The organism is Peribacillus sp. NPDC097224, from assembly GCF_044761985.1.
GTDB lineage: Bacteria > Bacillota > Bacilli > Bacillales > DSM-1321 > Peribacillus.
Map to the genome: position 1 here is coordinate 379,682 of NZ_JBIWDK010000001.1, position 21,098 is coordinate 400,779.

Genomic DNA, 21,098 nt, shown 5'->3' on the forward strand with positions numbered 1-21,098 from the left:
TCAAGAATGGGTGACAAAATGGAACAGAAAACGATTCAACAAATGCAAGCTGAGGTCGATCAATACATAGGACAATTTAAAGAAGGATATTTTAGCCCATTGGCCATGCTTGCACGCATGTCAGAGGAGCTCGGGGAACTTGCAAGAGAAGTCAATCATTACTATGGCGAAAAACCTAAAAAATTGACTGAAAAAGAAAATACAGTTGAAGAGGAATTGGGGGATATGTTGTTCGTGATGATCTGTTTTGCTAATTCCCTTGGCATTGATCTACAAAAATCGCATGATATGGTCATGCATAAATTTACAACCCGGGATAAAGACAGATGGACAAAAAAAGATGAGAACGTAGGGGGAATGAAGGATGAGTGAAGTGAGAGTGATTGTTGCGGGGCCGCGTGGCAGAATGGGAAATGAAGCGGTGAAATTGGTACATCGCACAGATGGATTTCAATTAGCCGCTGTTATAGATCGTAAGTTTAATGGAGAGAACTTATCTACTATCGAGGGGTTCAATGGCATTGAGGCACCAGTGTATTCAGATATTAATGAATGCTTTTCCAAGGTGGAAGCAGATGTATTGATTGATTTAACAACACCGGAAGTTGGGATGTACCATACAGAAACAGCCTTGAACCATGGTATTCGCCCTGTTGTAGGTACGACAGGTTTTTCTAAATCGGATTTAGAGAAACTGGATTCTTTGACTAAGGAAAAAGGCATTGGTTGTATCATCGCACCCAATTTTGCGATTGGCGCAATCTTGATGATGAAGTTTTCACAAATGGCAGCCAAATACTTTCCGGATGTTGAAATTATTGAAATGCATCATGATCAAAAATTGGATGCACCTTCCGGAACTGCCTCAAAAACGGCAGATATGATAGCGGCAGTCCGCGAAACAAAAGAACAAGGGCATCCAAACGAGAAAGAGACGATTCAAGGGGCTCGAGGAGCCAAGATCGATGGCATGCATATCCACAGTGTACGCCTTCCAGGACTTGTTGCCCATCAACAGGTACTATTCGGGAGCGATGGGGAACTCTTGACGGTACGCCATGATTCATTTAACCGTGCATCATTCATGACAGGAGTAAAGCTTGCTGTGGAAACAGTCATGAAACTCGATGTACTTGTTTATGGCTTGGAAAATATTATCGAGTAGGGATTAAGGAGGCGTATTATGAAGATTGCTTTAATTGCTCATGATAAGAAAAAGGAAGATATCATTCAATTCGTAATGGCCTATAAAGATGTGTTTCAACAACATGAACTATTTGCGACTGGTACAACGGGGCAAAGGATTATAGATGAAGTATCTTTGCCAATCCATCGTTTCCATTCTGGACCACTTGGAGGAGACCAAGAAATCGGGGCGATGATAGCTAGAGGGGAAATGGATATGGTGCTATTCTTTCGTGATCCTTTAACTTCCCAACCCCATGAACCGGATGTATCAGCACTTATCCGCCTATCTGATGTCTATGAAATCCCGCTGGCAACGAATATGGGAACAGCGGAGGTCCTTATTCAAGGACTTAAACATGGATATATGGACTGGCTCAAACTTAGAGAAAAACAAGGTGAGATAAATGACAAACAAAAATAATATAGATATCCTGGCATTCGGGGCCCACGCAGACGATGTAGAAATCGGGATGGGGGGCACGATAGCTAAATATGCACAGCAAGGTAAAAAAATTGTTATTTGTGATTTGACCAAGGCTGAAATGTCATCCAATGGGACTGTCCCATTAAGGATTAAGGAAGCATCAAAGGCGGCGGAAATCCTCGGGGTCGATAGAATCTCCCTAGACCTTCCTGACCGTGGGCTTTATATGAAAGAAGAATACATACAGAAAGTAATAGCGGTCATCCGTCAGTATAAGCCCAAACTTGTCTTTGCACCTTTTCTAGAAGATCGCCATCCTGACCATGGAAACTGTGCAAAGTTAGTTGAAGAAGCAGTTTTTTCTGCTGGTGTGAGAAAATATATGGAGAATGCTGGATTGGAAGCCCACCGTGTCAAAAATATGTATTATTACATGATAAATGGTTTTCATAAGCCTGATTTTGTCATTGACATTTCCTCTACGATATCAAAGAAACTTGACAGTCTTAGAGCTTACGAAAGTCAGTTTGAACAGAAGGATACCACAGTGGATACTCCGCTTGTTAACGGTTATATCGAAACAGTCGAAGCACGTGAGCGGATGTTCGGTAAAGAAGTCGGTGTCGATTATGCGGAAGGGTTCATGTCAAAAAAACCATTTTTGGTCGAAAACGATTTGTTAGGGGAAAATTAATCATATGAAATTAAAAATCGGAATTACCTGCTACCCGACTGTAGGTGGGTCAGGTGTCGTGGCTACCGAGTTGGGCAAAATGTTTGCGGAAAAGGGGCATGAGATTCATTTTATTTCTTCAAGTCTCCCGTTTCGGTTAAATAAGATGTACCATAATATTTATTATCATCAAGTGGAAGTGAATTCGTATTCCGTTTTTCAATATCCTCCTTATGATTTGGCACTTGCAAGCAAGATAGCCGAGGTTGTTAAACGGGAAGAACTTGATATTTTACATGTTCATTATGCGATACCTCACGCGGTTTGTGCAATTCTGGCTAAGCAGATGTCAGGTAATAAAGTGAAAATTGTCACAACGCTTCATGGAACGGACATCACGGTATTGGGTCATGACCCATCATTATCTAATTTAATCAAATTCGGTATAGAAAATTCGGATGTCGTCACAGGCGTCTCTCATTCACTCGTCAAGCAAACACATGAGTTGATTGCTCCGGATAAGGAAATTCAAACCATTTATAACTTTATTGATGAACGCGATTATCATAAAACCGACTCAGGATATTTACGGGACGAATACGGATTTGAGAAGAATGAAAAAGTCATCATCCACGTTTCTAATTTCCGGACAGTTAAACGAGTACAAGATGTGGTCCGTGCCTTCTATTTAACGCAAAAAAAGGTGCCAGCCAAGCTTTTACTTGTCGGGGATGGACCTGAAGTGACTACTGTATTGAAGTTGGCGGAAGATCTGGGCATCAGCGATAAGGTTCTATTCTTGGGCAAGCAGGATAACCTGGCAGAATTATATTCAATCAGTGATTTAATTTTATTGTTGTCCCAAAAAGAAAGTTTTGGGCTTGTACTGTTAGAAGCGATGGCCTGTGGAGTTCCTTGCATCGGAACGAATGTCGGCGGGATACCTGAAGTCATTGTTGACGGAGAAACGGGTTACATATGTGAATTAGGAGACGTCGAAATGATCTCTCAAAAAGCGATCAAACTATTAAGTGATCCCACCTTACATGAACAGTTCTCAAAAGCTGCTTTGGATCGTGCCAATACTGAGTTCCACTCAGATACGATCATGAAAGAATATGAAGAAATCTATATGCAGGTGCTTGGGACCAATTCATTGGAGTAGTGAGGAGGAGACATAGTTGGATCGGTTATTTATAGAAGCGGTACCCATTCTTGAAAGAATTGAAGAAGCGGGGTTCGAAGCTTATTTTGTTGGTGGATCGGTCAGGGACTATATTCTCGGCAGGCCCATTAATGACGTGGATATCGCAACCTCCGCTACACCTTTGGAAGTTAAAGGGATATTCCCAAAAACGGCGGATGTGGGAATCGAACATGGAACTGTATTAGTGATACTGGAGTCAGGGACATATGAAATTACTACTTTTCGAACAGAGAGTGGATACACGGATTATCGTAGGCCTGATTCAGTAAAATTCGTCCGTTCTTTGACTGAGGATCTACAAAGAAGAGATTTTACGATAAATGCAATCGCTATGGACAAATCCGGGGTCATCTTCGACCCATACAAGGGCCAACTTGACCTTTTTCAAAAAAAGATAACGACTGTTGGTAACCCACATGATCGTTTTGCTGAAGATGGTCTTAGGATGATGCGAGCATTAAGGTTCGTCAGTCAGCTGAATTTTCAACTTGATGAAGAAACATTCCAATCCTTAAAGGAGAACGGGCCTATTTTACGGGAGATTGCCGTTGAAAGAATTCTTGTAGAATTTGAAAAGCTATTAGCCGGCGACAATCGGATAAAGGCACTAAGTCTTTTACTGGATAGTGGATTATATCAGTTTCTTCCCCAATTTGCTGGTCAAAAGGAAAAGTTGGAAAAGGTATTGCTTCTCCCCCTTCATCAATTGACAGTGCCTGAGTTATGGGCGGTCGTCCTCATCCAGGCAGATATGGAGGATATTGAGGAAGTATTGAGAGCATGGAAGCTTCCTTTAAAATCAATCAGGAATGTCCAACGTATTATACAATTGGTCGAAAAGGAACCTGGATTTGAAGATTCCACTTTTGATGTATTCCAGGCAGGTCATATCGAAGCGGTTCAGGCAGCCAAAGTTAAGGCAATTCTCGAAGGCAGAAACGTATTAGAAGCGGAAAAGTCCATGTCTATCAAGTACGAAAACCTTCTTCTAAAGAGTATGTCAGATCTTGATGTAACTGGAGAGGACTTATTGTCATGGCATATAAAAAAACCGGGTCCTTGGGTTAGAAAATACTTGGAACTGATTTTGGCAGCTGTATTGAATTCGGAAATAACAAATGAAAAAGCTGAAATTAAGGAGTGGCTTATAACATGCAATCTGATTTAAGGACTAAACTGATGCAAGCCCTCTCTAAAGCGAATGGAACATTTATTTCAGGACAGGAAATCGCTGAGTATATTGGCTGTTCCCGTACGGCCGTTTGGAAGCATATAGAGGATTTGCGCGGTGAAGGATATATGGTTGAAGCAGTCCGGAAGAAAGGGTACCGCATTGTATCGGCTCCAGAAAAAGTATCGGAAAGTGAAATTCAATTCGGGCTGGAGACGAAAGCCCTTGGAAAGATGATCCATTATCAGGAATCCGTTGAATCCACACAAAAAATTGCCCACCAGCTGGCTAACGAAGGGGCGGAGGAAGGCACCCTTGTGATTGCCGAGGAACAAGTTTCAGGAAAAGGGAGGCTCATGAGATCTTGGCATTCTCCAAAATTCAGCGGGATTTGGATGAGTCTGATCTTACGTCCGAAAATCCCGCTCCATCAGGCGCCGCAGTTAACCTTGTTGGCTGCAGTTGCTGTAGCACAGGCAATCGAGGATGTTACAGAACTTCAACCTCAAATCAAATGGCCAAATGACCTACTTATTAATCGTAGAAAAGTTACGGGGATCTTAACGGAAATGCAGGCTGAGTCGGATAGAATACATTCCGTCATCATCGGGATCGGAATGAATATCAACCAACAAAAAGAAGACTTTCCAGAGGACCTTCAGGAGAAAGCTTCTTCTCTTTCCATTGAAAGTGGAGTGAAGATTTCAAGGGCCAAGGTCATTCAACGAGTCCTGCTTCGTCTAGAAGATCTGTATACACTCTATTTACAAGAAGGTTTCATGCCAATTAAGCTCCTTTGGGAGAGTTATGCAATCAGTTTAGGACAAATTCTTAAAGCAAGTACCGTTAATGATACAATTGTCGGCAAGGCACTTGGAATCACGGACGCTGGCGTTCTACTTCTCGAAGATAATCAAGGGACCATCCATTCGATTTATTCTGCAGATATAGAAATTCAGTAGATTTTTGTAGAATTCAAGAAAAATAAATAGAATAATCGAATGTGGCTTGATATAATTCAAGTGGGCAGTATCGTGAAAGAACTGCACCCCAATAACACAAAAATATTTGAAAATCTGCCTTGATCCAAATGATTGGACGGGGACGGAGGGATGAAACTTCTAAAGATACCAAAGAGATCGACTAAAAGGAAAGTACTTTGAACGTTGATGATAAAGGCCATTTGTTTGGCCATTTTTATCTTCACGAACTAGGGACTCTATTTAGTCGGTCTTTTTTGTGCAGCGAATGTTTAGACACCAGTTTTTTAAAACACTGATGTTTTCATCTCCTCTAATAAAGGAGGAAACGTAATGAAGTTGATGTCCGGTGATTTTTTGAAAATGAAACAAAAAGGTGAAAAAATTGTCATGCTGACCGCCTATGATTATCCATCGGCAAAGTTAGCCGAGCAATCAGGGGTTGATATGATTTTGGTTGGGGATTCGTTAGGAATGGTGGTTCTAGGTTACGACTCCACCATTCCTGTGACTGTTGAAGACATGATTCACCATACAAAAGCGGTGAAACGAGGGGCTCCTGATACATTTGTCGTAACGGATATGCCTTTCATGAGCTATCATCTATCTTTGGATGAAACGCTCAAGAATGCAGCTCGCATTATGCAGGAAGGCCATGCCGATGCTGTGAAGGTTGAAGGGGCGGACGATGTGGTCGAAAAGATTTCGGCTTTGACGAAGGCGGGAATTCCGGTAGTCGCACACCTAGGATTGACACCCCAATCTGTAGGCGTGCTCGGAGGATATAAGGTTCAAGGAAAAGATGCCGAAGCTGCCCAAAAGCTAATGGAAGATGCAAGGAAATGCGAAGCGGCTGGGGCTCTGGCCATTGTTTTTGAGTGTGTACCTTATCAAGTGGGAGAGTGTATTACTAAAGACCTTACAATCCCGACGATTGGAATTGGAGCTGGAGCCGAAACGGATGGACAAGTATTGGTTTTCCATGATCTCATTACGTATGGGGTTGAACGGGTTGCAAAATTTGTCAAGGTATATGGAAATGCCAATGAATTAATTGGAAATTCAATTGAAAGTTATGTGAAAGAAGTAAAATCAAGCGATTTTCCGACGAGAGATTATTCATTTACGATGAAGGAAGAACAACTTCATGCGCTTTACGGAGGAGAAAAATGAAAACTTTTACATCAGCAATAGAATTGCAGAAAGTACTCCGTCATGACAGAACCAATAAAAAAAGTGTAGGCTATGTTGCAACGATGGGGTACTTACATGAAGGGCATGCCTCCCTTATAGAAAATGCCCGTAGAGAGAATGATATCGTAGTTTTAAGTATTTTCGTCAACCCGTTGCAGTTTGGACCCAATGAGGATTTTGCGTCTTATCCCCGTGATTTGGACCGGGATGAAAATCTGGCAGTCAATGCGGGCGTCGATTATCTTTTCTATCCGACCGTGGATGAAATGTATGGTGAAAATCCATCAGTCAAAGTCGTTGTTCAAAACCGCACCGATTGTTTATGTGGTAGAAAGCGACCCGGCCATTTTGATGGCGTAGCAACTGTCGTGACGAAGTTTTTTAATATCATCCTCCCTGATAGGGCGTATTTCGGGATGAAGGATGCCCAGCAGGTCGCAATAATCGACGGGTTGATACAGGACCTCAATTTCCCCATTGAGCTAGTGGCCGTTGATATAGTACGTGAGGAAGATGGTTTGGCAAGGAGCTCACGGAATGTCTTCCTGCTTGAGGATGAGCGTCATGAAGCAAAAGAACTGTACCAAAGTTTATTGAAGGCGAAAGATGCTATTATTTCTGGGGAAAGAAACCCTCAAAAGGTGATAGCTCTCGTCGAGGAGCATATCAAAGCCCGGACAAAAGGCAAAATTGACTATGTTGAAATTTATCAATATCCGGAACTGAAGCTACTTGATGTCCTGAATGGAAATATTATCATTGCTGTGGCCGTTAAGTTCAGACATGCAAGACTCATTGATAATATTATAGTAACGCTATAAAACGATAGTAGGGGGAACGATCATGTTTCGTACAATGATGAATGGGAAAATCCATCGGGCAAGGGTGACTGAAGCCAATTTGAATTATGTGGGAAGCATCACGATAGATGAAGATATTATTGATGCAGTGGGCATCGTGCCCAATGAGAAAGTGGCGATTGTCAACAATAATAATGGTGCTCGACTGGAAACATATGTGATAGCGGGAGAACGTGGAAGTGGGGTTGTCTGCTTAAATGGAGCAGCAGCAAGATTAGTCCAGCCTGATGATATTGTCATTATCATTTCTTATGTGATGGTGGCTGAAGAAAGGGTGAGTGATCACCAACCTAAAGTGGCAATCATGAATGAAAGGAACCAAATCATTGAATTGATTTCACACGAACCTGCAGCGACAATCTTGTAAGCAAAGAGGGCGGCTCAACATCTATATGTTGAGCAGGCCCCTTTTTTATGCAACCAGACTCCTGAACCTATGTCCATCTGGCAATCGGAGTGTTTCCTTTATTCTGTGTAGTATGGTATAAAAAAGGTATAAAGAATTCCATCAGCTAGTGGAGAAAGTGAAGTTTGAGGTGTACAATTCATGACACAACGATATGTAGTGGTTGACTTAGAAACAACAGGGAATTCACCCAAAAAAGGGGATAGGATCATTCAGTTTGCTGGTGTGGTCATTGAAAATGATCAGATTGTTGATACCTATTCAACATTCATCCATCCTGGGCAGGAAATATCCCTTTTCATTGAAGAATTGACCGGGATAAGTAATGAGACCGTAAAGGATGCGCCAGATTTTGAAGATGTCGCGGAAAAAATTGCCCATCTTATAGAAGGGGCTTGCTTTGTCGCCCATAATGTATTATTTGATTTATCTTTTCTACAGGAAGAATTGGTAAGGTGCGGATTTGAGCCCTTTTATGGTTCTACGCTTGATACGGTAGAATTGGCGAAAATCATGAAACCGACTTCCGATGGATATAAATTGCATCAGCTGGCCAAAGAGGAAAATTTAGACCATTCGAGGCCACATCAAGCGGATAGCGATGCATATGCTACCGCTTTATTATTGTTAGAATTGAAAAAAAAGCTGTTGGACCTACCATTGATGACACTTAAGCAATTATACCGGCTATCTTTTTCCTTACAGAGCGAGGTTTCCGAATTAATAGATGCTTGCATTGCGAGCAAACTTACAAAAGCTGAGGTCCGTTTACCAGGTATTACGACATTTAGAGGACTGGCATTTAAAAAAGTAACCGATGATAGTGAGCATATTGAACAAGAAACAGAATTCCCACTCGATGACGAGGGGAAAATAGCCATGCTTCAAAATGCATACCCCGCTTTTGAAGCAAGAGATGGACAGCTTAGCATGATGAACTTAATTCATGATTCCTTCGAATCCCGACAGCATGCGATAATTGAAGCTGGCACGGGTATTGGAAAATCATTGGGTTATTTACTGCCGGCCGTTTATTTTGCCAAGAAACATCATGAACCTGTCGTCATTTCGACATATACTCTTCAGTTGCAGGATCAGCTCCTTCAAAATGAAGTACCTAAACTGAAGAAGATCCTTCCTTTTTCCTTTCAAGCCGTTTTGCTAAAAGGAAGAAGCAATTACCTGAGCCTGGCAAAGTTTGAGCGGGCATTGCGAGAAAAAGAAGATAATTATGAAACTGCTTTAACGAAAATGCAGATATTGGTCTGGTTGACGGAAACGGCAACAGGGGATAAAGATGAATTGAATCTTACTAGTGGTGGACAATTGTTTTGGAACAGGCTTCAAAGTGATGGTCTTACATATGTAGGTTTGAAAAAACCCTGGATTGAACTGGACTTCTTTGAAAGGGCCAAGAAAACAGCCGCAAAAGCAGATATTATCATTACAAACCATTCCTTTTTAATGAGTGACCTCCTTACAGAAGACGCCCTTATTCCCAAAGAAGGGTATTTAGTCTTGGATGAGGCCCATCACTTGGAACAGGCGGCTTCCACACAACTTGGTAGGAGGCTCCATTATATTTCAGTAAAGACCATGCTAAACAGGTTAGGGACCTTCGATCAAAAGCAGTTATTTTATAGACTTGAAAAATTGCTTTCGAACAATGGATGGTCGGATGGCAGTCCAACCTATACATTTGATCAAAAGCTAAGTGACTTTTCATATGAATTCGATCAACTTTTTTATTTCTTGTCCAATCAAGCGGAAAAACTCTCACGGTCTATAGGTCCGAAGCGAATTGCCTTTAAAATAGAAGATCCTTCCTGGAAACAGGCGATACTTATAGCGGAACGGTTAGTGGATCTATCAGGTTCAATGATCATGGAACTTGAGAGGCGATTGCATCGTTTAATGGATAATGAATCATCTTTAGGGAAAAATGCCTTGTTTTACCTGAATGATATCGAAGTGTTGCTTGGACATCTTCAGGATACAAGAGATTCCTTACATGAATGTTTCATTAAGCCTCATGAAGAAAATATTTATTGGCTTGATTATACAAAAGCGGCGCCACAGCACGGTGTTACGTTGACGGTTCAACCGATATCAGGAAGCAAATGGTTGTGGGAATCTTATTTTGGACGTCAGAAGAGTGTAATCATGACATCTGCTACGTTAGCCGTGAAACATTCCTTCCAGTATTTCAAGGCACAGCTTGGTTTGGAAAAAGAATGGGTACAGACAGCCATCTACCCTTCACCATTCCCTTATAAGGACTTGGTAAAGGTGTTGGTGCCGAATGATATCCCCGATATAAACTGTTTAACAGTGGAAGAGTTTTCCGAGAACGCAGCTAACCATATAATTGTAGCTGCCCAGGCTGCCAAGGGCAGGATGATGGTTTTATTTACTTCACATGAGATGTTGCGTGCCACATATTATGCCATAAAAGATTCCGAGGTCTTGGATGATTTCACTTTGTTTGCACAGGGGATTTCTGGTGGAAGCAGGATGAGGTTGTTAAGGAATTTCCAAAATTTCGAGAAAGCAGTGCTCTTCGGGACGACGAGTCTATGGGAAGGTGTCGATATACCAGGAGAAGATCTATCATGTCTGGTCATTGTCAGGCTTCCTTTTTCACCTCCCGATGAGCCGGTTACGGCTGCAAAATGTCAGCTATTCGAAAAACAGGGGAAGAACGCCTTTTCGGCATATTCCTTACCTGAAGCACTGTTAAGGTTCCGTCAGGGATTCGGTAGGTTAATCCGTACGCCAGAAGATCGGGGTTTGCTGATCGTATTGGATCGACGTGTTATCACGGCTAAATATGGGCATGAGTTTAAAAAATCGATTCCCCCTATCGATTGGAAAAATGTCTCCATTAGAGAAATGGCGGATTTGATAGAAGAGTGGATTTAATGACTCTTCTATTCTTTTCCTATTATAGGTGGAATTTTGCGAAATAATGAAGAAAAATAACCTATGAACTGGTATAATGTGAAAGGTAGTTATGCCTTCAAATTCCATACATACCAGTGGTTGTTGACAATTTTTAGTTAAAATGGAGGAGCATTTTCATGGAGAGCAAAATTGAAGTGATCTCGACAGTCAGGCTGCAAAATTCACCTGATTTGTATAAGATTGTGGATTCTTTGAATCGAACGTTGAAAAAGGACGATTTGATGTTCGGGCTGGCATTGGATTCACAAGATCAAGAAAAAGCGATATTTACTATTTATCGTACATAGAAAGAGGGAAAGCGGCTTTGAAAAAATGGTTGGTTATTGCTTCTATCCTAGTCCTTTGTTTTATCGGTTTTGTCAGCGGAGCATACATTAAAGCATTACAGCATAAAAAAGAAGCTGGTAATGAGGCTTTTGAAAAGGCAAAGAAAGCAGGCGGAATTGATACCAAGGATGAGTTTTACCTTTATAATGGTCAAACCTCATATTCTGTTATCATTGGCAAGACGAAAAATGGAAGTAAAAAAATCGTCTGGATTCCTGAGGACGAGAAGAAAAAAATAGTTGTGAGGAATTTTAAAGACGGTAAGACAAAAAAAGAAATTTTAAACATAGTGAATGATAAGCTAAAACCTGAAGAAATCATATCTGTTAAGCTTGGTATGGAAAAGGATGTTCCTCTTTGGGAGGTAACATATCTCGACGATTCTGAACGGTATAATTATGATTATTACGATTTCAAAACAGGGGAATGGCTTAAGTATTATCGAAGTATATAGAATGGAGGATTTTACTACTATGAAATTAGCTAATCGGGTTCAGTCATTAACACCCTCAACAACACTGGCAATCACAGCAAAAGCAAAAGAACTCAAAGCACAAGGTCTTGATATTATTGGCTTAGGGGCCGGCGAACCTGACTACAATACTCCTCAACATATTATCGATGCAGCCATGCAATCCATGAATGAAGGACAAACCAAATACACGCCTTCTGCTGGGCTTCCAAAACTGAAAGCCGCGATTGCAGCAAAGTTAAAACGTGATCAAGGTCTAGAGTATAAGCCTTCTGAAATTATTGTCGGTTCTGGTGCAAAACATGCGCTTTATACATTGTTCCAAGCGATTTTGGATGAAGAAGATGAAGTAATTGTTCCTATACCATATTGGGTGAGTTACCCAGAGCAGATTAAGCTTGCTGGCGGAAAACCCGTGTATGTTGTTGGCTCTGAAGAAAACCAGTATAAGATCACAAAGGAACAACTCGAAGAATTCATCACTGATAAAACGAAAGCGGTCATCATTAACTCTCCAAGCAACCCGACTGGCATGCTCTATTCTAAAGATGAGTTAGAAGCCATTGGTAAAGTTTGCCTAGATCATGATATTTTAATCATCTCGGACGAAATCTATGAAAAATTGGTATATGGAACTGCAAAACATATATCGATTGCAGAAATTTCTCCTGAATTGAAAAAGCAAACGATCATCATCAACGGGGTTTCTAAATCACATTCCATGACAGGATGGAGAATTGGTTATGCAGCAGGTGATGAGGCCATCATCAAGGCCATGACAAACCTAGCTAGCCATAGTACATCCAATCCTACTACCACGGCTCAATATGGTGCAATTGCAGCATATGATGGCCCACAGGAACCGGTAGAGGAAATGCGTCAAGCATTTGAAAGTAGATTGGATACGATTTATGGAAAATTAGTAGATATACCGGGAGTAAGCTGCATTAAACCGCAGGGGGCATTTTATTTGTTCCCGAATGTGAAACGTGCAATTGAATTAACAGGGTTCAGTAATGTCGAAGAGTTTACTACCGCTTTATTAGAAGAAGCTCAAGTGGCCGTCATCCCAGGTTCAGGATTTGGGGCTCCGGATAACATCAGATTATCCTACGCAACATCTTTGGACCTACTTGAAGCAGCCGTTGAAAGAATTCATACATTCGTTAAAGCGAAAATGGCGTAGTATTTGAAAAGCCTACAGGTCCCCTATTTCGTTTAGGGGGTTTGTAGGCTTTTTTATATCTTCCCTATTTTTTATATGGTTAAAAGATTATGAGCAGTAAAGTAGACATTTATAGTAGATTAGCTGAATAATTTGCTTGTAATGAGCCCTATAGGTATAATAAATAGAGTAAATTTCTTAGTAGTTAAGTTATATTTGGAGGGAAATTCGGTGAAAATTACAATAAAAGATGCTAGCAAATTTGTCGATCAAGAAGTGACAATTGGAGGCTGGCTTGCTAATAAGCGTTCTAGTGGTAAAATTGCTTTCCTTCAAATCCGCGATGGCTCTGGTTTCATCCAAGGGGTAGTCGTGAAGGCTGATGTAGGAGAAGACCTTTTCTCTACTGCAAAGTCGGTATCACAAGAATCTTCCATGTATGTTACGGGAGTCATTCAGAAGGATGAGCGTTCACCTTTTGGTTATGAGCTACAGGTGAACAATATTGAAATCATTCATGATTCAGTTGATTACCCAATCACTCCGAAAGCTCATGGACCAGAATTCTTAATGGATAATCGTCATCTATGGCTTCGTTCGAAGCGTCAACATGCGGTTATGAAAATCCGTAATGAAATCATTCGTGCTACATATGAATTCTTCAATGATGAAGGTTTTGTCAAAGTGGACCCGCCGATTTTAACTGGTAGCGCACCAGAGGGAACGAGTGAGTTGTTTGCGACAAAATATTTTGATGAGGATGCCTATCTATCACAAAGCGGTCAGCTTTATATGGAAGCTGCAGCCATGGCATTAGGAAAAGTATTTTCTTTCGGTCCGACTTTCCGGGCAGAGAAATCTAAGACAAGAAGGCATTTAATCGAATTCTGGATGATTGAACCGGAAATGGCTTTCGTGGAATTCAAAGAAAACCTAGAAGTCCAGGAACAATTTGTCACAGCCGTCATTCAGTCTGTTCTGAAGAATTGTCAGCTAGAATTGAATACACTTGGCCGTGACACGACAAAGCTTGAACAAATCAAGGCTCCGTTCCCGCGGATCACTTACGATGAAGCTATCAAGTTCCTTCATGAACAAGGGTTTGAAGATATTCAATGGGGAGACGATTTCGGCTCACCACATGAAACGGCCATTGCTGAAAGCTATGATAAGCCGGTCTTCATTACACACTATCCTACTAAAATTAAACCGTTCTATATGCAACCAGATCCAAACCGGGAAGAAGTCGTCTTATGTGCCGACTTGATCGCACCAGAGGGTTATGGTGAGATTATCGGTGGATCGGAAAGAATCCATGATCAGGAGCTTCTTGAACAGCGCATTGCTGAACATGGTTTGAGTGAAGATGCTTATAAATGGTATATGGAATTAAGGAAATATGGATCTGTCCCACATTCTGGATTTGGCCTTGGCTTAGAACGGACAGTGGCATGGATTAGCGGCGTTGAACATGTCCGTGAAACTATTCCTTTCCCACGTCTTTTAAATCGCTTATATCCTTGATTTGTAAAAAAACGGTTATTTAGCCATACTGGGCGAATAACCGTTTTTTTCTATTAATTCTGTTAAAATTATAAGCTTATTCGTATCACATTTTTCATGTTATACTAATTTAGAGGTGTCCAAAACATGAATAAAGAACATTTATATGCTTGGTTTAAGGAAGGAACGATAACGATTCCATCCTTTTTGTTGACTCACTATAAGACAATGGGGCTGAATGAGCAAGAGATGGTTCTACTACTCCAATTGCAGAATTTTATCGATGGAGATAATCCATTCCCAGCACCGTCTCAACTATCCGACCGAATGACATTACAGGAATCCGAATGCCTATATTTAATACAACGTTTAGTTCAAAGAGGATTCGTCCAGATGGTCGTTGAAAATAATCAGGAAATTGGTCAGGAAAAGTATTCGCTCGATCCACTATATGAGAAAATGATGGACTGTTTCTTGAAGTCTTTGAAACAGGCTGAATCTGCCGAGGTACAGAAGGCAGGGGAGAGCCTGTATACAATATTTGAACAGGAGTTCGGGCGTCCATTATCTCCTTTTGAATGTGAAACCCTGGCAATGTGGATGGAGGATGACCATCAACCAGATATCATCAAAGCGGCTTTAAGGGAGGCTGTCATTTCAGGGAAATTGAATTTCCGTTATATAGACCGAATTTTATTCGAGTGGAAAAAGAATGGGATTAAAACCTTGGAACAAGCAAGGGAACAAGGACAAAAATTCAGAGTCCATCAAAAAAGGGACCGTAAAATAGAACCGACACAACCACTGAAAGATGTACCCTTTTATAATTGGCTCGAACAGTAATGTGAATTAAAGGAGAACAAACATGCTGAATAAGGCTCAAATTCGTTACTGTCTGGATACGATGGGCGAGATGTTTCCTGATGCCCATTGTGAGCTGAATCACTCCAATCCATTTGAATTGGTGATTGCTGTTGCTCTTTCGGCTCAATGTACAGATGTATTGGTTAATAAAGTGACTCAAAATTTATTTCAAAAATATAAAACGCCTGAAGATTATCTTAGTGTACCGATTGAAGAATTGGAAAATGATATTCGTTCAATCGGTCTGTACCGTAATAAAGCAAAGAACATTCAAAAGTTGTCTAGAATGCTGATAGACGAATATGATAGAAGAGTTCCTAGGGACCGTGATGAGCTTACCAAGTTACCGGGTGTCGGTCGGAAAACGGCCAATGTGGTCGTCTCAGTGGCTTTTGGCGTGCCGGCTATAGCAGTGGATACCCATGTAGAGCGTGTGTCCAAACGGCTGGGTATATGCCGCTGGAAAGACAATGTCCTTGAGGTGGAAAAAACCTTAATGACTAAAGTGCCAATGGATGAATGGTCCGTTACACATCATAGACTCATTTTCTTTGGTCGTTATCATTGTAAAGCCCAGTCTCCAAGATGTGAAACCTGTCCGCTTCTTGATTTGTGTCGTGAAGGGAAAAAGCGGCTAAAAAGGATAGAAGCCAAATGACTGATTTAAATTCATTAAACGTACCGGCCGAATTGGACGATCCATTTTTCTTCCCTAATGAAATAGAACCTTTAAAAAAGGAAGACTACCAAGAGTGGAGAAATCCCAGTGAAGTTGAAGTGTTTTCATATGAGCTGCTTTTTTACATGGGGGAAGAAGTTTATTCACCTTGGAAGAGTGGGGATATGCATATACCTGAACTGTTTGAAAAATGGAGGCTCATTAAAAAGGATTGCGAATTGTTTTTTTCGAATAGAAAAGCGGGACTGGCTTTGGAGCCTATGAAAGAAGGAATTGGATTATTCTTTTCGGCAGTCTATTGGATGAATGAAATACCCGTGAAGCTAAATGCATGGAAGAAACAGATGGAAGCCTGTCCGGTTAAACCGATAAACTTGGTTGAAAGATTATCTTTCATCATGGAAAGACCGGCGTTTTACCATTCATTCAGACAGCTTAGCGAATTATTCATCGAATTGGAAAAGCTCTTTGTAAGAAACAAGCTAAGAAAAGCGAAAAAAGGTCTAAGCGGTTAAGCTTAGACCTTTTTTTAATTGCCATTTTCTTTATCTTTATCTTTGTTTTTATTTTTGTCTTTTTCTGGGTCAGGAGCGGGAGCGGGCTCAGGAGTATCCGCGGGTTTATCCTCATCAACTTTTCCTGGATCCTCATCTTCGACATCCTCATCGTCTTTGGTGGCATCATCATTGCCATTACCATTCCCGTTTCCATTGTTCCCGTTGTTATCCGTGTTGCCCTGGTCTGGGTTTTTATCTTTATCTTCGTCTTCATTACCCTCGTCTTCAGTAGGAGTATCTTGTTCCAGATCCTCATCCTCGGCTGGCTCTTCAATATCTTCCTCTTCCTCAGGCTTTTCTTCAATAGCACTAGGAATCTGTACTGTAGCACCAGCAGGGTCGCTTCGTTGATTATCAACGATGGCTACGACAGAAAAAGTATATTTACTTCCCGGTGTAGGGTTTGGAATGGTTAAACTAGTATCCTTCGATTTTTTCAGAACACTTTTTGAGCCGCCGTCAACAGACATTTGGACTTCAAATTGTGGATCTCCATCACTGTGAGACCATGAAAGCTGAATTTCATTGCTTTCCTGATTATAAGACGCACTGACACTAGGTGTATCTATTTTCTCATATTCTGTGGTAACTTGTGTTGGCTCGTGGCCTTTAACATAGTATTCATAACTGATTTTATCACTTGGAGTGTATTGGTTGGCTTTCACTACAGGATTCGATCCTTTAATGACACCAACTTTTGCAACACTGCTCGGCTGTTCAAAGTCTTTCGTTGTTTTTGATTGGGCCATGTGTTCCATCAAATTCTTAAAGATGTATTTTGGTATTCTTTGAGAAGAATCGCCTAGGTATTCCATCTTTTTACCTGCATTATTATCATAACCCGCCCATATGGCAACGGTATAGTTAGTCGTGTAACCAGCCATCCAGCTGTCCTTTACCCCTGAAGCAGGTATGTTGTTTGCTGCACGTTGTGCGGGCGTGAAGTTAGTGGATCCAGTCTTACCAGCGACTGGAAGCCCAGGTATGTTGGCCAATCTACCTGTTCCGTAACTTTCTGTCATGACGCTTTTCAGCATATCCGTGACGATGAAAGCCGTGGAATCTTTCATGACAGGTTTTGTTTCTGTTTTGTTCTTGATGGTTGTTTTATCACGTAATACAATTTTCTTGACGGTATGTGGTTCGTTATAAATCCCACCATTACCGAATGCCCCATATGCTCCGGCAAGTTCTAGCGTGGAAACATCTGTGCCACCGCCAATTGAAGCGGATTCGTTGATTTCCTTATCTTTATCAAAAGGAACGCCAAGGTCAATTGCAAAATCACGTGCTCGTTCTTTCCCGACTTCTTGGAAAGCTTTCAAGGCCGGTATATTCAATGATCTCGCGAGAGCTTCTCGAATAGGAACCGTTCCATAATGAGTACCTGATGCATTTTTGAGGGGAGTTCCATCAAAGTAGGTATACTCCTCATCTTTAATAGGTTGATAGGTTGACCAGTTTAAATATTCGACAGCTGGACCATAATCTAAGATAGGTTTGATTGTCGACCCTGGTGAACGCTTAGCATCTGTTGCATAGTTCCACCCGCGTTTGACGTTCGTGTTCCTGCCACCGCCAACGGCTTTAATTTCGCCTGTTTGCGTATCAAGCAAAGTAACACCGGCTTGTAGATCTTCACTTGGATAACTAACGATATCATTACTATTCAACATTTTATAAACGTATTCTTGGGCGTCTTTATCAATGGTCGTTTGGATTTCCAGACCATCTGTAAACACATTATAGTCACCCATATTTCCGACTTCTTCTATTACCAAATCTATGAAGGCATCATAAGCAGTCGTATCGATTTGGTTTTTATCGACTTCTTGAAGTCCGGCTGTTATTTTAACGTTTTGTGCCTTTTTCATTTCCTGTTCGCTAATATATCCATGTTTATTCATGAGATGAAGTACAATATCGCGACGTTCTTTTGCCCGTTCTGGATATTTATATGGATCATAGCGACTTGGGCTTTGCGGTAACCCGACAAGCATGGCCACTTCGTTAAGGTCCAATTTATCCAAGTCTTTCCCGTAATATGTTTGCGAAGCCGTCAGAATTCCGTTTGCACGATTGGCAAAGAAAATTTTGTTCACATACATTTCCAGTATTTCTTGTTTTGTATATTTTCTTTCTAGCTGTATGGCCAGCCACATTTCTTGGACTTTCCTTTTAATCGTTTTATCAGGTGTTAAATAAGAGCGTTTGATAACCTGTTGGGTTAAAGTACTAGCACCTTCTGAACCAAAGCCATTTTTGACATTGGCGAGGACTGCGCTGCCTAAACGAAGGAAGTCAACCCCATGGTGGGAATAAAAACGGGAATCTTCTGTTGCCAGGAATGCGTCTTCGACTAGTTCAGGTATATCTTCATAATTGACAAAGTCACGATTCTCAGTGCCGACCTCTCCAAGTAATTTACCTTCTTCATCAAGGATCTTCGAGGTAACGGGGTCTTTTAAAAGGCTTTCGTCGAGCTTGGGAGCATCACTGATAAAGTAAGCTAATGTAGCTCCTCCAGCAACTAAACAAATAATTCCAATTGTAACGAGAATGAGAAAAACTCGCTTAAGCATGTTCGTGGGTTTTTTCGGCCCTTTTTTTGGTGCCTTCTTCTGTGCCTGACCCTGCTTTCTACGTTCTTCTCTTGTATTATATTTTTCAGCCATTACAGCTAACCTGCCTTTCTAGAAAAAAACTAAAAATTTTCTGCGATAAGTAAATCTACTACTTTAATATAGTCAATTCTCGGTTGAAAGCCAAGCGCAATCTTCTTTGAACTGGTCTTGACCTCTTCAAGGGTAATGGATTTGCGTCCACCGTCTTTCATCCGATTCCAATACAACACCAGTTGTTCGGAGCTCATTAAGTATATACTATCCGTCGCAGAAAAGCGGATAATAACAAATGCAATTCCATCATGCTGAACGATTTGCTTCATATGTTCAACTTGGTGTTCGTGAAAATTCTTGAGAGGGAAAGAGTTCCTATTTTTTGTTTCCTTGGCCTCAAAATCAATATATCTACCTTTATAGACCCCATTGTAATCCGTGGTCGATGCTTGCTTGAAGTAAGCTTCTTTAATAACGGCAGCACTTCTTTTGGGATAGTGGACATCCACAATTTGTACGGGTGTCGGCTTTTTATGTATGACAGCAATCCCGTGCGCTAAATAATACTGATTGGTTTCATTCAAATCATCCTCTAATGTTTTTCCACGATTACTGTAACTGAACTTCTTTAGTGGACTTTTCCTTTCTTTCATGGGCTGCGGTACGAACTTCCGTCCGTTGGGATAATTGAATGCCACTTTTACCCCTCCTTTTTTTTCACCTATCTATATTAGCAAAAAAAGAATCCAAAATGTGAATAAAAAGAATTGTTTCTTAGAACGATAGGATTTAACAATTGAAAAATGTCATAATTCCTGGAAATGGTGGTTCTTATGTATCAGATTACAAGCATGGAAAAGCAATTGTTATCTATTATAAAAGGTCAAACTGCTAAATGGAACAAAGATAATATATCCAGAACCCAAGCTTATGAAAAATTCTTCCTACTTCATCCTGAAATAAAATGGTCCTTTCTAGCAGGGATGGTTTCCCGTAATGCAGGTTGGAATATGTGTGATCTTAAAGGGGTCTGGTATTCGCAATTATTAGGTTCTAAATATAAACGTCAGTTATTCCTTGCTTACGAAGAAGCGAATTGGCGGATTTTTGAGGATGCCTATCCGCAGTTACTCATCTATCATTATTCGACGAAATTTAAGCGCCCTTTGTTTCACTTATGTCCATATTTTTTTATTACTGATTTCATCATAAATGAGTGGTACTCTTTTTGGGAGGATGGAAATCAGGAAAGATTAATCACCGCCCTTATTATAAATGAACAGAATATCATTGAACCCATCATAAAAAAGCGATCTCTCGTATTTCATTCCATCTTATTTTTTCTACAGGATTGTATGCATTTTAGCACCGTATTATTTCCCACATGTAAAGGGGTGTTATATGGCGCATCCGTTTCTCATTTTCGGAATCTAGATGAAAGAATCGAATTGGGGAAAAGATTGGCTGATCTTCTTTTTAGGAAAGAGCTTTTTCCATTATTTTTGGAATTCGCCAGTCGAACGGAGCCGACCGGATCGAGGTTTGATTATGAACAGTACAGAAAGATACCCAGGCTACATGAAACGCCGATGCTGCGTATGGTTTATCCAATCATCGATCATCATCCCATTCTCCCGGAGAAATGGTGTATAAAGAAAAGATTAAAAAAAGAATGGTTTTTCGAACCGCAGTGGAAAGAAAATCCTCTTTTGACCGATTGGTTCGATCGTAAACAAAAACAATTGCATACGGTCATCTTGCTCAAAAAGCTGGTCTTGAAAAAGAAGTAGGGAAGGCGATGTTTCCGCCTTCCCTGATGTGTGGTCATACCCCTATTCGTTTAGGT

General features: G+C 40.9%; 21 protein-coding genes. 19 read left to right on the forward strand and 2 right to left on the reverse strand.

The window, feature by feature from the left end:
* The first annotated feature begins 18 nt into the window (after positions 1–18).
* The 18 genes from ACIQXR_RS01970 to ACIQXR_RS02055 all read left to right on the forward strand — a co-directional run bounded on the left by ACIQXR_RS01970 (position 19) and on the right by ACIQXR_RS02055 (position 16,592).
* Entirely contained in the window at positions 19–372 is a 354-nt protein-coding gene (locus ACIQXR_RS01970) for a nucleotide pyrophosphohydrolase (protein ID WP_402956708.1), read from the forward strand.
* Positions 365–1,165: a 4-hydroxy-tetrahydrodipicolinate reductase gene (gene dapB, locus ACIQXR_RS01975; protein WP_402869139.1), complete on the forward strand. Its 801-nt coding sequence runs from the start codon at positions 365–367 to the stop codon at positions 1,163–1,165. Before ACIQXR_RS01970 ends, dapB begins: the two co-directional genes overlap by 8 nt.
* Before the next feature lie 18 nt (positions 1,166–1,183).
* Positions 1,184–1,609 (forward strand): methylglyoxal synthase, encoded by a 426-nt coding sequence (locus ACIQXR_RS01980; protein WP_402869137.1) that lies wholly within the window; start codon positions 1,184–1,186, stop codon positions 1,607–1,609.
* A complete protein-coding gene (gene bshB1 / locus ACIQXR_RS01985; protein ID WP_402869135.1) occupies positions 1,593–2,306 on the forward strand; it encodes a bacillithiol biosynthesis deacetylase BshB1 in 714 nt (237 codons plus the stop codon). The genes ACIQXR_RS01980 and bshB1 overlap by 17 nt, the downstream gene beginning before the upstream one ends.
* Before the next feature lie 4 nt (positions 2,307–2,310).
* A complete protein-coding gene (gene bshA / locus ACIQXR_RS01990) occupies positions 2,311–3,450 on the forward strand; it encodes an N-acetyl-alpha-D-glucosaminyl L-malate synthase BshA (protein ID WP_402956712.1) in 1,140 nt (379 codons plus the stop codon).
* A 16-nt stretch (positions 3,451–3,466) separates the two neighbouring features.
* The gene (locus ACIQXR_RS01995) at positions 3,467–4,660 is read left to right on the forward strand and encodes a CCA tRNA nucleotidyltransferase (protein ID WP_403079387.1); all 1,194 of its coding nucleotides are present in this window, start codon (positions 3,467–3,469) and stop codon (positions 4,658–4,660) included.
* The gene (locus tag ACIQXR_RS02000) at positions 4,645–5,625 is read left to right on the forward strand and encodes a biotin--[acetyl-CoA-carboxylase] ligase (RefSeq protein WP_402986058.1); all 981 of its coding nucleotides are present in this window, start codon (positions 4,645–4,647) and stop codon (positions 5,623–5,625) included. Before ACIQXR_RS01995 ends, ACIQXR_RS02000 begins: the two co-directional genes overlap by 16 nt.
* A gap of 351 nt (positions 5,626–5,976) precedes the next feature.
* Positions 5,977–6,816 carry a 3-methyl-2-oxobutanoate hydroxymethyltransferase gene (gene panB, locus ACIQXR_RS02005; RefSeq protein ID WP_403079389.1) on the forward strand — a complete coding sequence of 280 codons (840 nt, stop codon included), beginning with the start codon at positions 5,977–5,979 and terminating at the stop codon, positions 6,814–6,816.
* Complete coding sequence (gene panC / locus ACIQXR_RS02010; protein ID WP_402869128.1) at positions 6,813–7,658, forward strand: pantoate--beta-alanine ligase; 846 nt, start codon at positions 6,813–6,815, stop codon at positions 7,656–7,658. The genes panB and panC overlap by 4 nt, the downstream gene beginning before the upstream one ends.
* 22 nt (positions 7,659–7,680) lie before the next feature.
* A complete protein-coding gene (panD, locus tag ACIQXR_RS02015; protein ID WP_402869126.1) occupies positions 7,681–8,064 on the forward strand; it encodes an aspartate 1-decarboxylase in 384 nt (127 codons plus the stop codon).
* Positions 8,065–8,244: 180 nt separating this feature from the next.
* Complete coding sequence (gene dinG / locus ACIQXR_RS02020; RefSeq protein ID WP_402956722.1) at positions 8,245–11,025, forward strand: ATP-dependent DNA helicase DinG; 2,781 nt, start codon at positions 8,245–8,247, stop codon at positions 11,023–11,025.
* Positions 11,026–11,183: 158 nt separating this feature from the next.
* Entirely contained in the window at positions 11,184–11,354 is a 171-nt protein-coding gene (locus ACIQXR_RS02025) for a YpmA family protein (protein WP_214772022.1), read from the forward strand.
* A 17-nt stretch (positions 11,355–11,371) separates the two neighbouring features.
* Positions 11,372–11,848 (forward strand): cell wall elongation regulator TseB-like domain-containing protein, encoded by a 477-nt coding sequence (locus ACIQXR_RS02030; RefSeq protein WP_402869121.1) that lies wholly within the window; start codon positions 11,372–11,374, stop codon positions 11,846–11,848.
* Between the two features lie 19 nt (positions 11,849–11,867).
* Positions 11,868–13,052 carry a pyridoxal phosphate-dependent aminotransferase gene (locus ACIQXR_RS02035; RefSeq protein WP_402956724.1) on the forward strand — a complete coding sequence of 395 codons (1,185 nt, stop codon included), beginning with the start codon at positions 11,868–11,870 and terminating at the stop codon, positions 13,050–13,052.
* A 210-nt stretch (positions 13,053–13,262) separates the two neighbouring features.
* Positions 13,263–14,555 (forward strand): asparagine--tRNA ligase, encoded by a 1,293-nt coding sequence (gene asnS / locus ACIQXR_RS02040; protein WP_402956726.1) that lies wholly within the window; start codon positions 13,263–13,265, stop codon positions 14,553–14,555.
* A 126-nt stretch (positions 14,556–14,681) separates the two neighbouring features.
* On the forward strand, positions 14,682–15,377 hold the full coding sequence (locus ACIQXR_RS02045) for a DnaD domain-containing protein (protein ID WP_402956728.1): 696 nt from the start codon (positions 14,682–14,684) through the stop codon (positions 15,375–15,377).
* 22 nt (positions 15,378–15,399) lie between these two features.
* Positions 15,400–16,056 carry an endonuclease III gene (nth, locus tag ACIQXR_RS02050; RefSeq protein ID WP_402956730.1) on the forward strand — a complete coding sequence of 219 codons (657 nt, stop codon included), beginning with the start codon at positions 15,400–15,402 and terminating at the stop codon, positions 16,054–16,056.
* A complete protein-coding gene (locus ACIQXR_RS02055) occupies positions 16,053–16,592 on the forward strand; it encodes a YpoC family protein (protein WP_402956734.1) in 540 nt (179 codons plus the stop codon). The genes nth and ACIQXR_RS02055 overlap by 4 nt, the downstream gene beginning before the upstream one ends.
* A gap of 14 nt (positions 16,593–16,606) precedes the next feature.
* On the opposite strand, the gene ACIQXR_RS02060 is transcribed toward ACIQXR_RS02055, so the two are convergent.
* Both ACIQXR_RS02060 and recU read right to left on the reverse strand, forming a co-directional pair.
* Positions 16,607–19,309, reverse strand: a complete 2,703-nt coding sequence (locus ACIQXR_RS02060) for a PBP1A family penicillin-binding protein (protein WP_403079391.1) — start codon at positions 19,307–19,309, stop codon at positions 16,607–16,609.
* A 29-nt stretch (positions 19,310–19,338) separates the two neighbouring features.
* Positions 19,339–19,950, reverse strand: coding sequence for a Holliday junction resolvase RecU (recU, locus tag ACIQXR_RS02065; RefSeq protein WP_402869109.1), 612 nt, complete (start codon positions 19,948–19,950; stop codon positions 19,339–19,341).
* 135 nt (positions 19,951–20,085) lie between these two features.
* Here recU and ACIQXR_RS02070 point away from each other — a divergent pair, with 135 nt between their 5' ends.
* Positions 20,086–21,042, forward strand: a complete 957-nt coding sequence (locus tag ACIQXR_RS02070; RefSeq protein WP_402869108.1) for a DUF2515 family protein — start codon at positions 20,086–20,088, stop codon at positions 21,040–21,042.
* Positions 21,043–21,098: the final 56 nt, after the last annotated feature.

What these genes read in the sequence shown, in the direction of transcription:
- dapB (WP_402869139.1), top strand. Translation starts at nt 365, where the DNA reads ATGAGTGAAGTGAGAGTGATTGTTGCGGGGCCGCGTGGCAGAATGGGA.
- bshA (WP_402956712.1), top strand. Translation starts at nt 2,311, where the DNA reads ATGAAATTAAAAATCGGAATTACCTGCTACCCGACTGTAGGTGGGTCA.
- nth (WP_402956730.1), top strand. Translation starts at nt 15,400, where the DNA reads ATGCTGAATAAGGCTCAAATTCGTTACTGTCTGGATACGATGGGCGAG.
- ACIQXR_RS02000 (WP_402986058.1), top strand. Translation starts at nt 4,645, where the DNA reads ATGCAATCTGATTTAAGGACTAAACTGATGCAAGCCCTCTCTAAAGCG.
- ACIQXR_RS02045 (WP_402956728.1), top strand. Translation starts at nt 14,682, where the DNA reads ATGAATAAAGAACATTTATATGCTTGGTTTAAGGAAGGAACGATAACG.
- ACIQXR_RS02035 (WP_402956724.1), top strand. Translation starts at nt 11,868, where the DNA reads ATGAAATTAGCTAATCGGGTTCAGTCATTAACACCCTCAACAACACTG.
- ACIQXR_RS02025 (WP_214772022.1), top strand. Translation starts at nt 11,184, where the DNA reads ATGGAGAGCAAAATTGAAGTGATCTCGACAGTCAGGCTGCAAAATTCA.
- ACIQXR_RS02060 (WP_403079391.1), bottom strand. Translation starts at nt 19,309, where the DNA reads ATGGCTGAAAAATATAATACAAGAGAAGAACGTAGAAAGCAGGGTCAG.
- ACIQXR_RS02070 (WP_402869108.1), top strand. Translation starts at nt 20,086, where the DNA reads ATGTATCAGATTACAAGCATGGAAAAGCAATTGTTATCTATTATAAAA.
- panC (WP_402869128.1), top strand. Translation starts at nt 6,813, where the DNA reads ATGAAAACTTTTACATCAGCAATAGAATTGCAGAAAGTACTCCGTCAT.
- panD (WP_402869126.1), top strand. Translation starts at nt 7,681, where the DNA reads ATGTTTCGTACAATGATGAATGGGAAAATCCATCGGGCAAGGGTGACT.
- ACIQXR_RS02055 (WP_402956734.1), top strand. Translation starts at nt 16,053, where the DNA reads ATGACTGATTTAAATTCATTAAACGTACCGGCCGAATTGGACGATCCA.
- panB (WP_403079389.1), top strand. Translation starts at nt 5,977, where the DNA reads ATGAAGTTGATGTCCGGTGATTTTTTGAAAATGAAACAAAAAGGTGAA.
- ACIQXR_RS01980 (WP_402869137.1), top strand. Translation starts at nt 1,184, where the DNA reads ATGAAGATTGCTTTAATTGCTCATGATAAGAAAAAGGAAGATATCATT.
- bshB1 (WP_402869135.1), top strand. Translation starts at nt 1,593, where the DNA reads ATGACAAACAAAAATAATATAGATATCCTGGCATTCGGGGCCCACGCA.
- dinG (WP_402956722.1), top strand. Translation starts at nt 8,245, where the DNA reads ATGACACAACGATATGTAGTGGTTGACTTAGAAACAACAGGGAATTCA.
- ACIQXR_RS01970 (WP_402956708.1), top strand. Translation starts at nt 19, where the DNA reads ATGGAACAGAAAACGATTCAACAAATGCAAGCTGAGGTCGATCAATAC.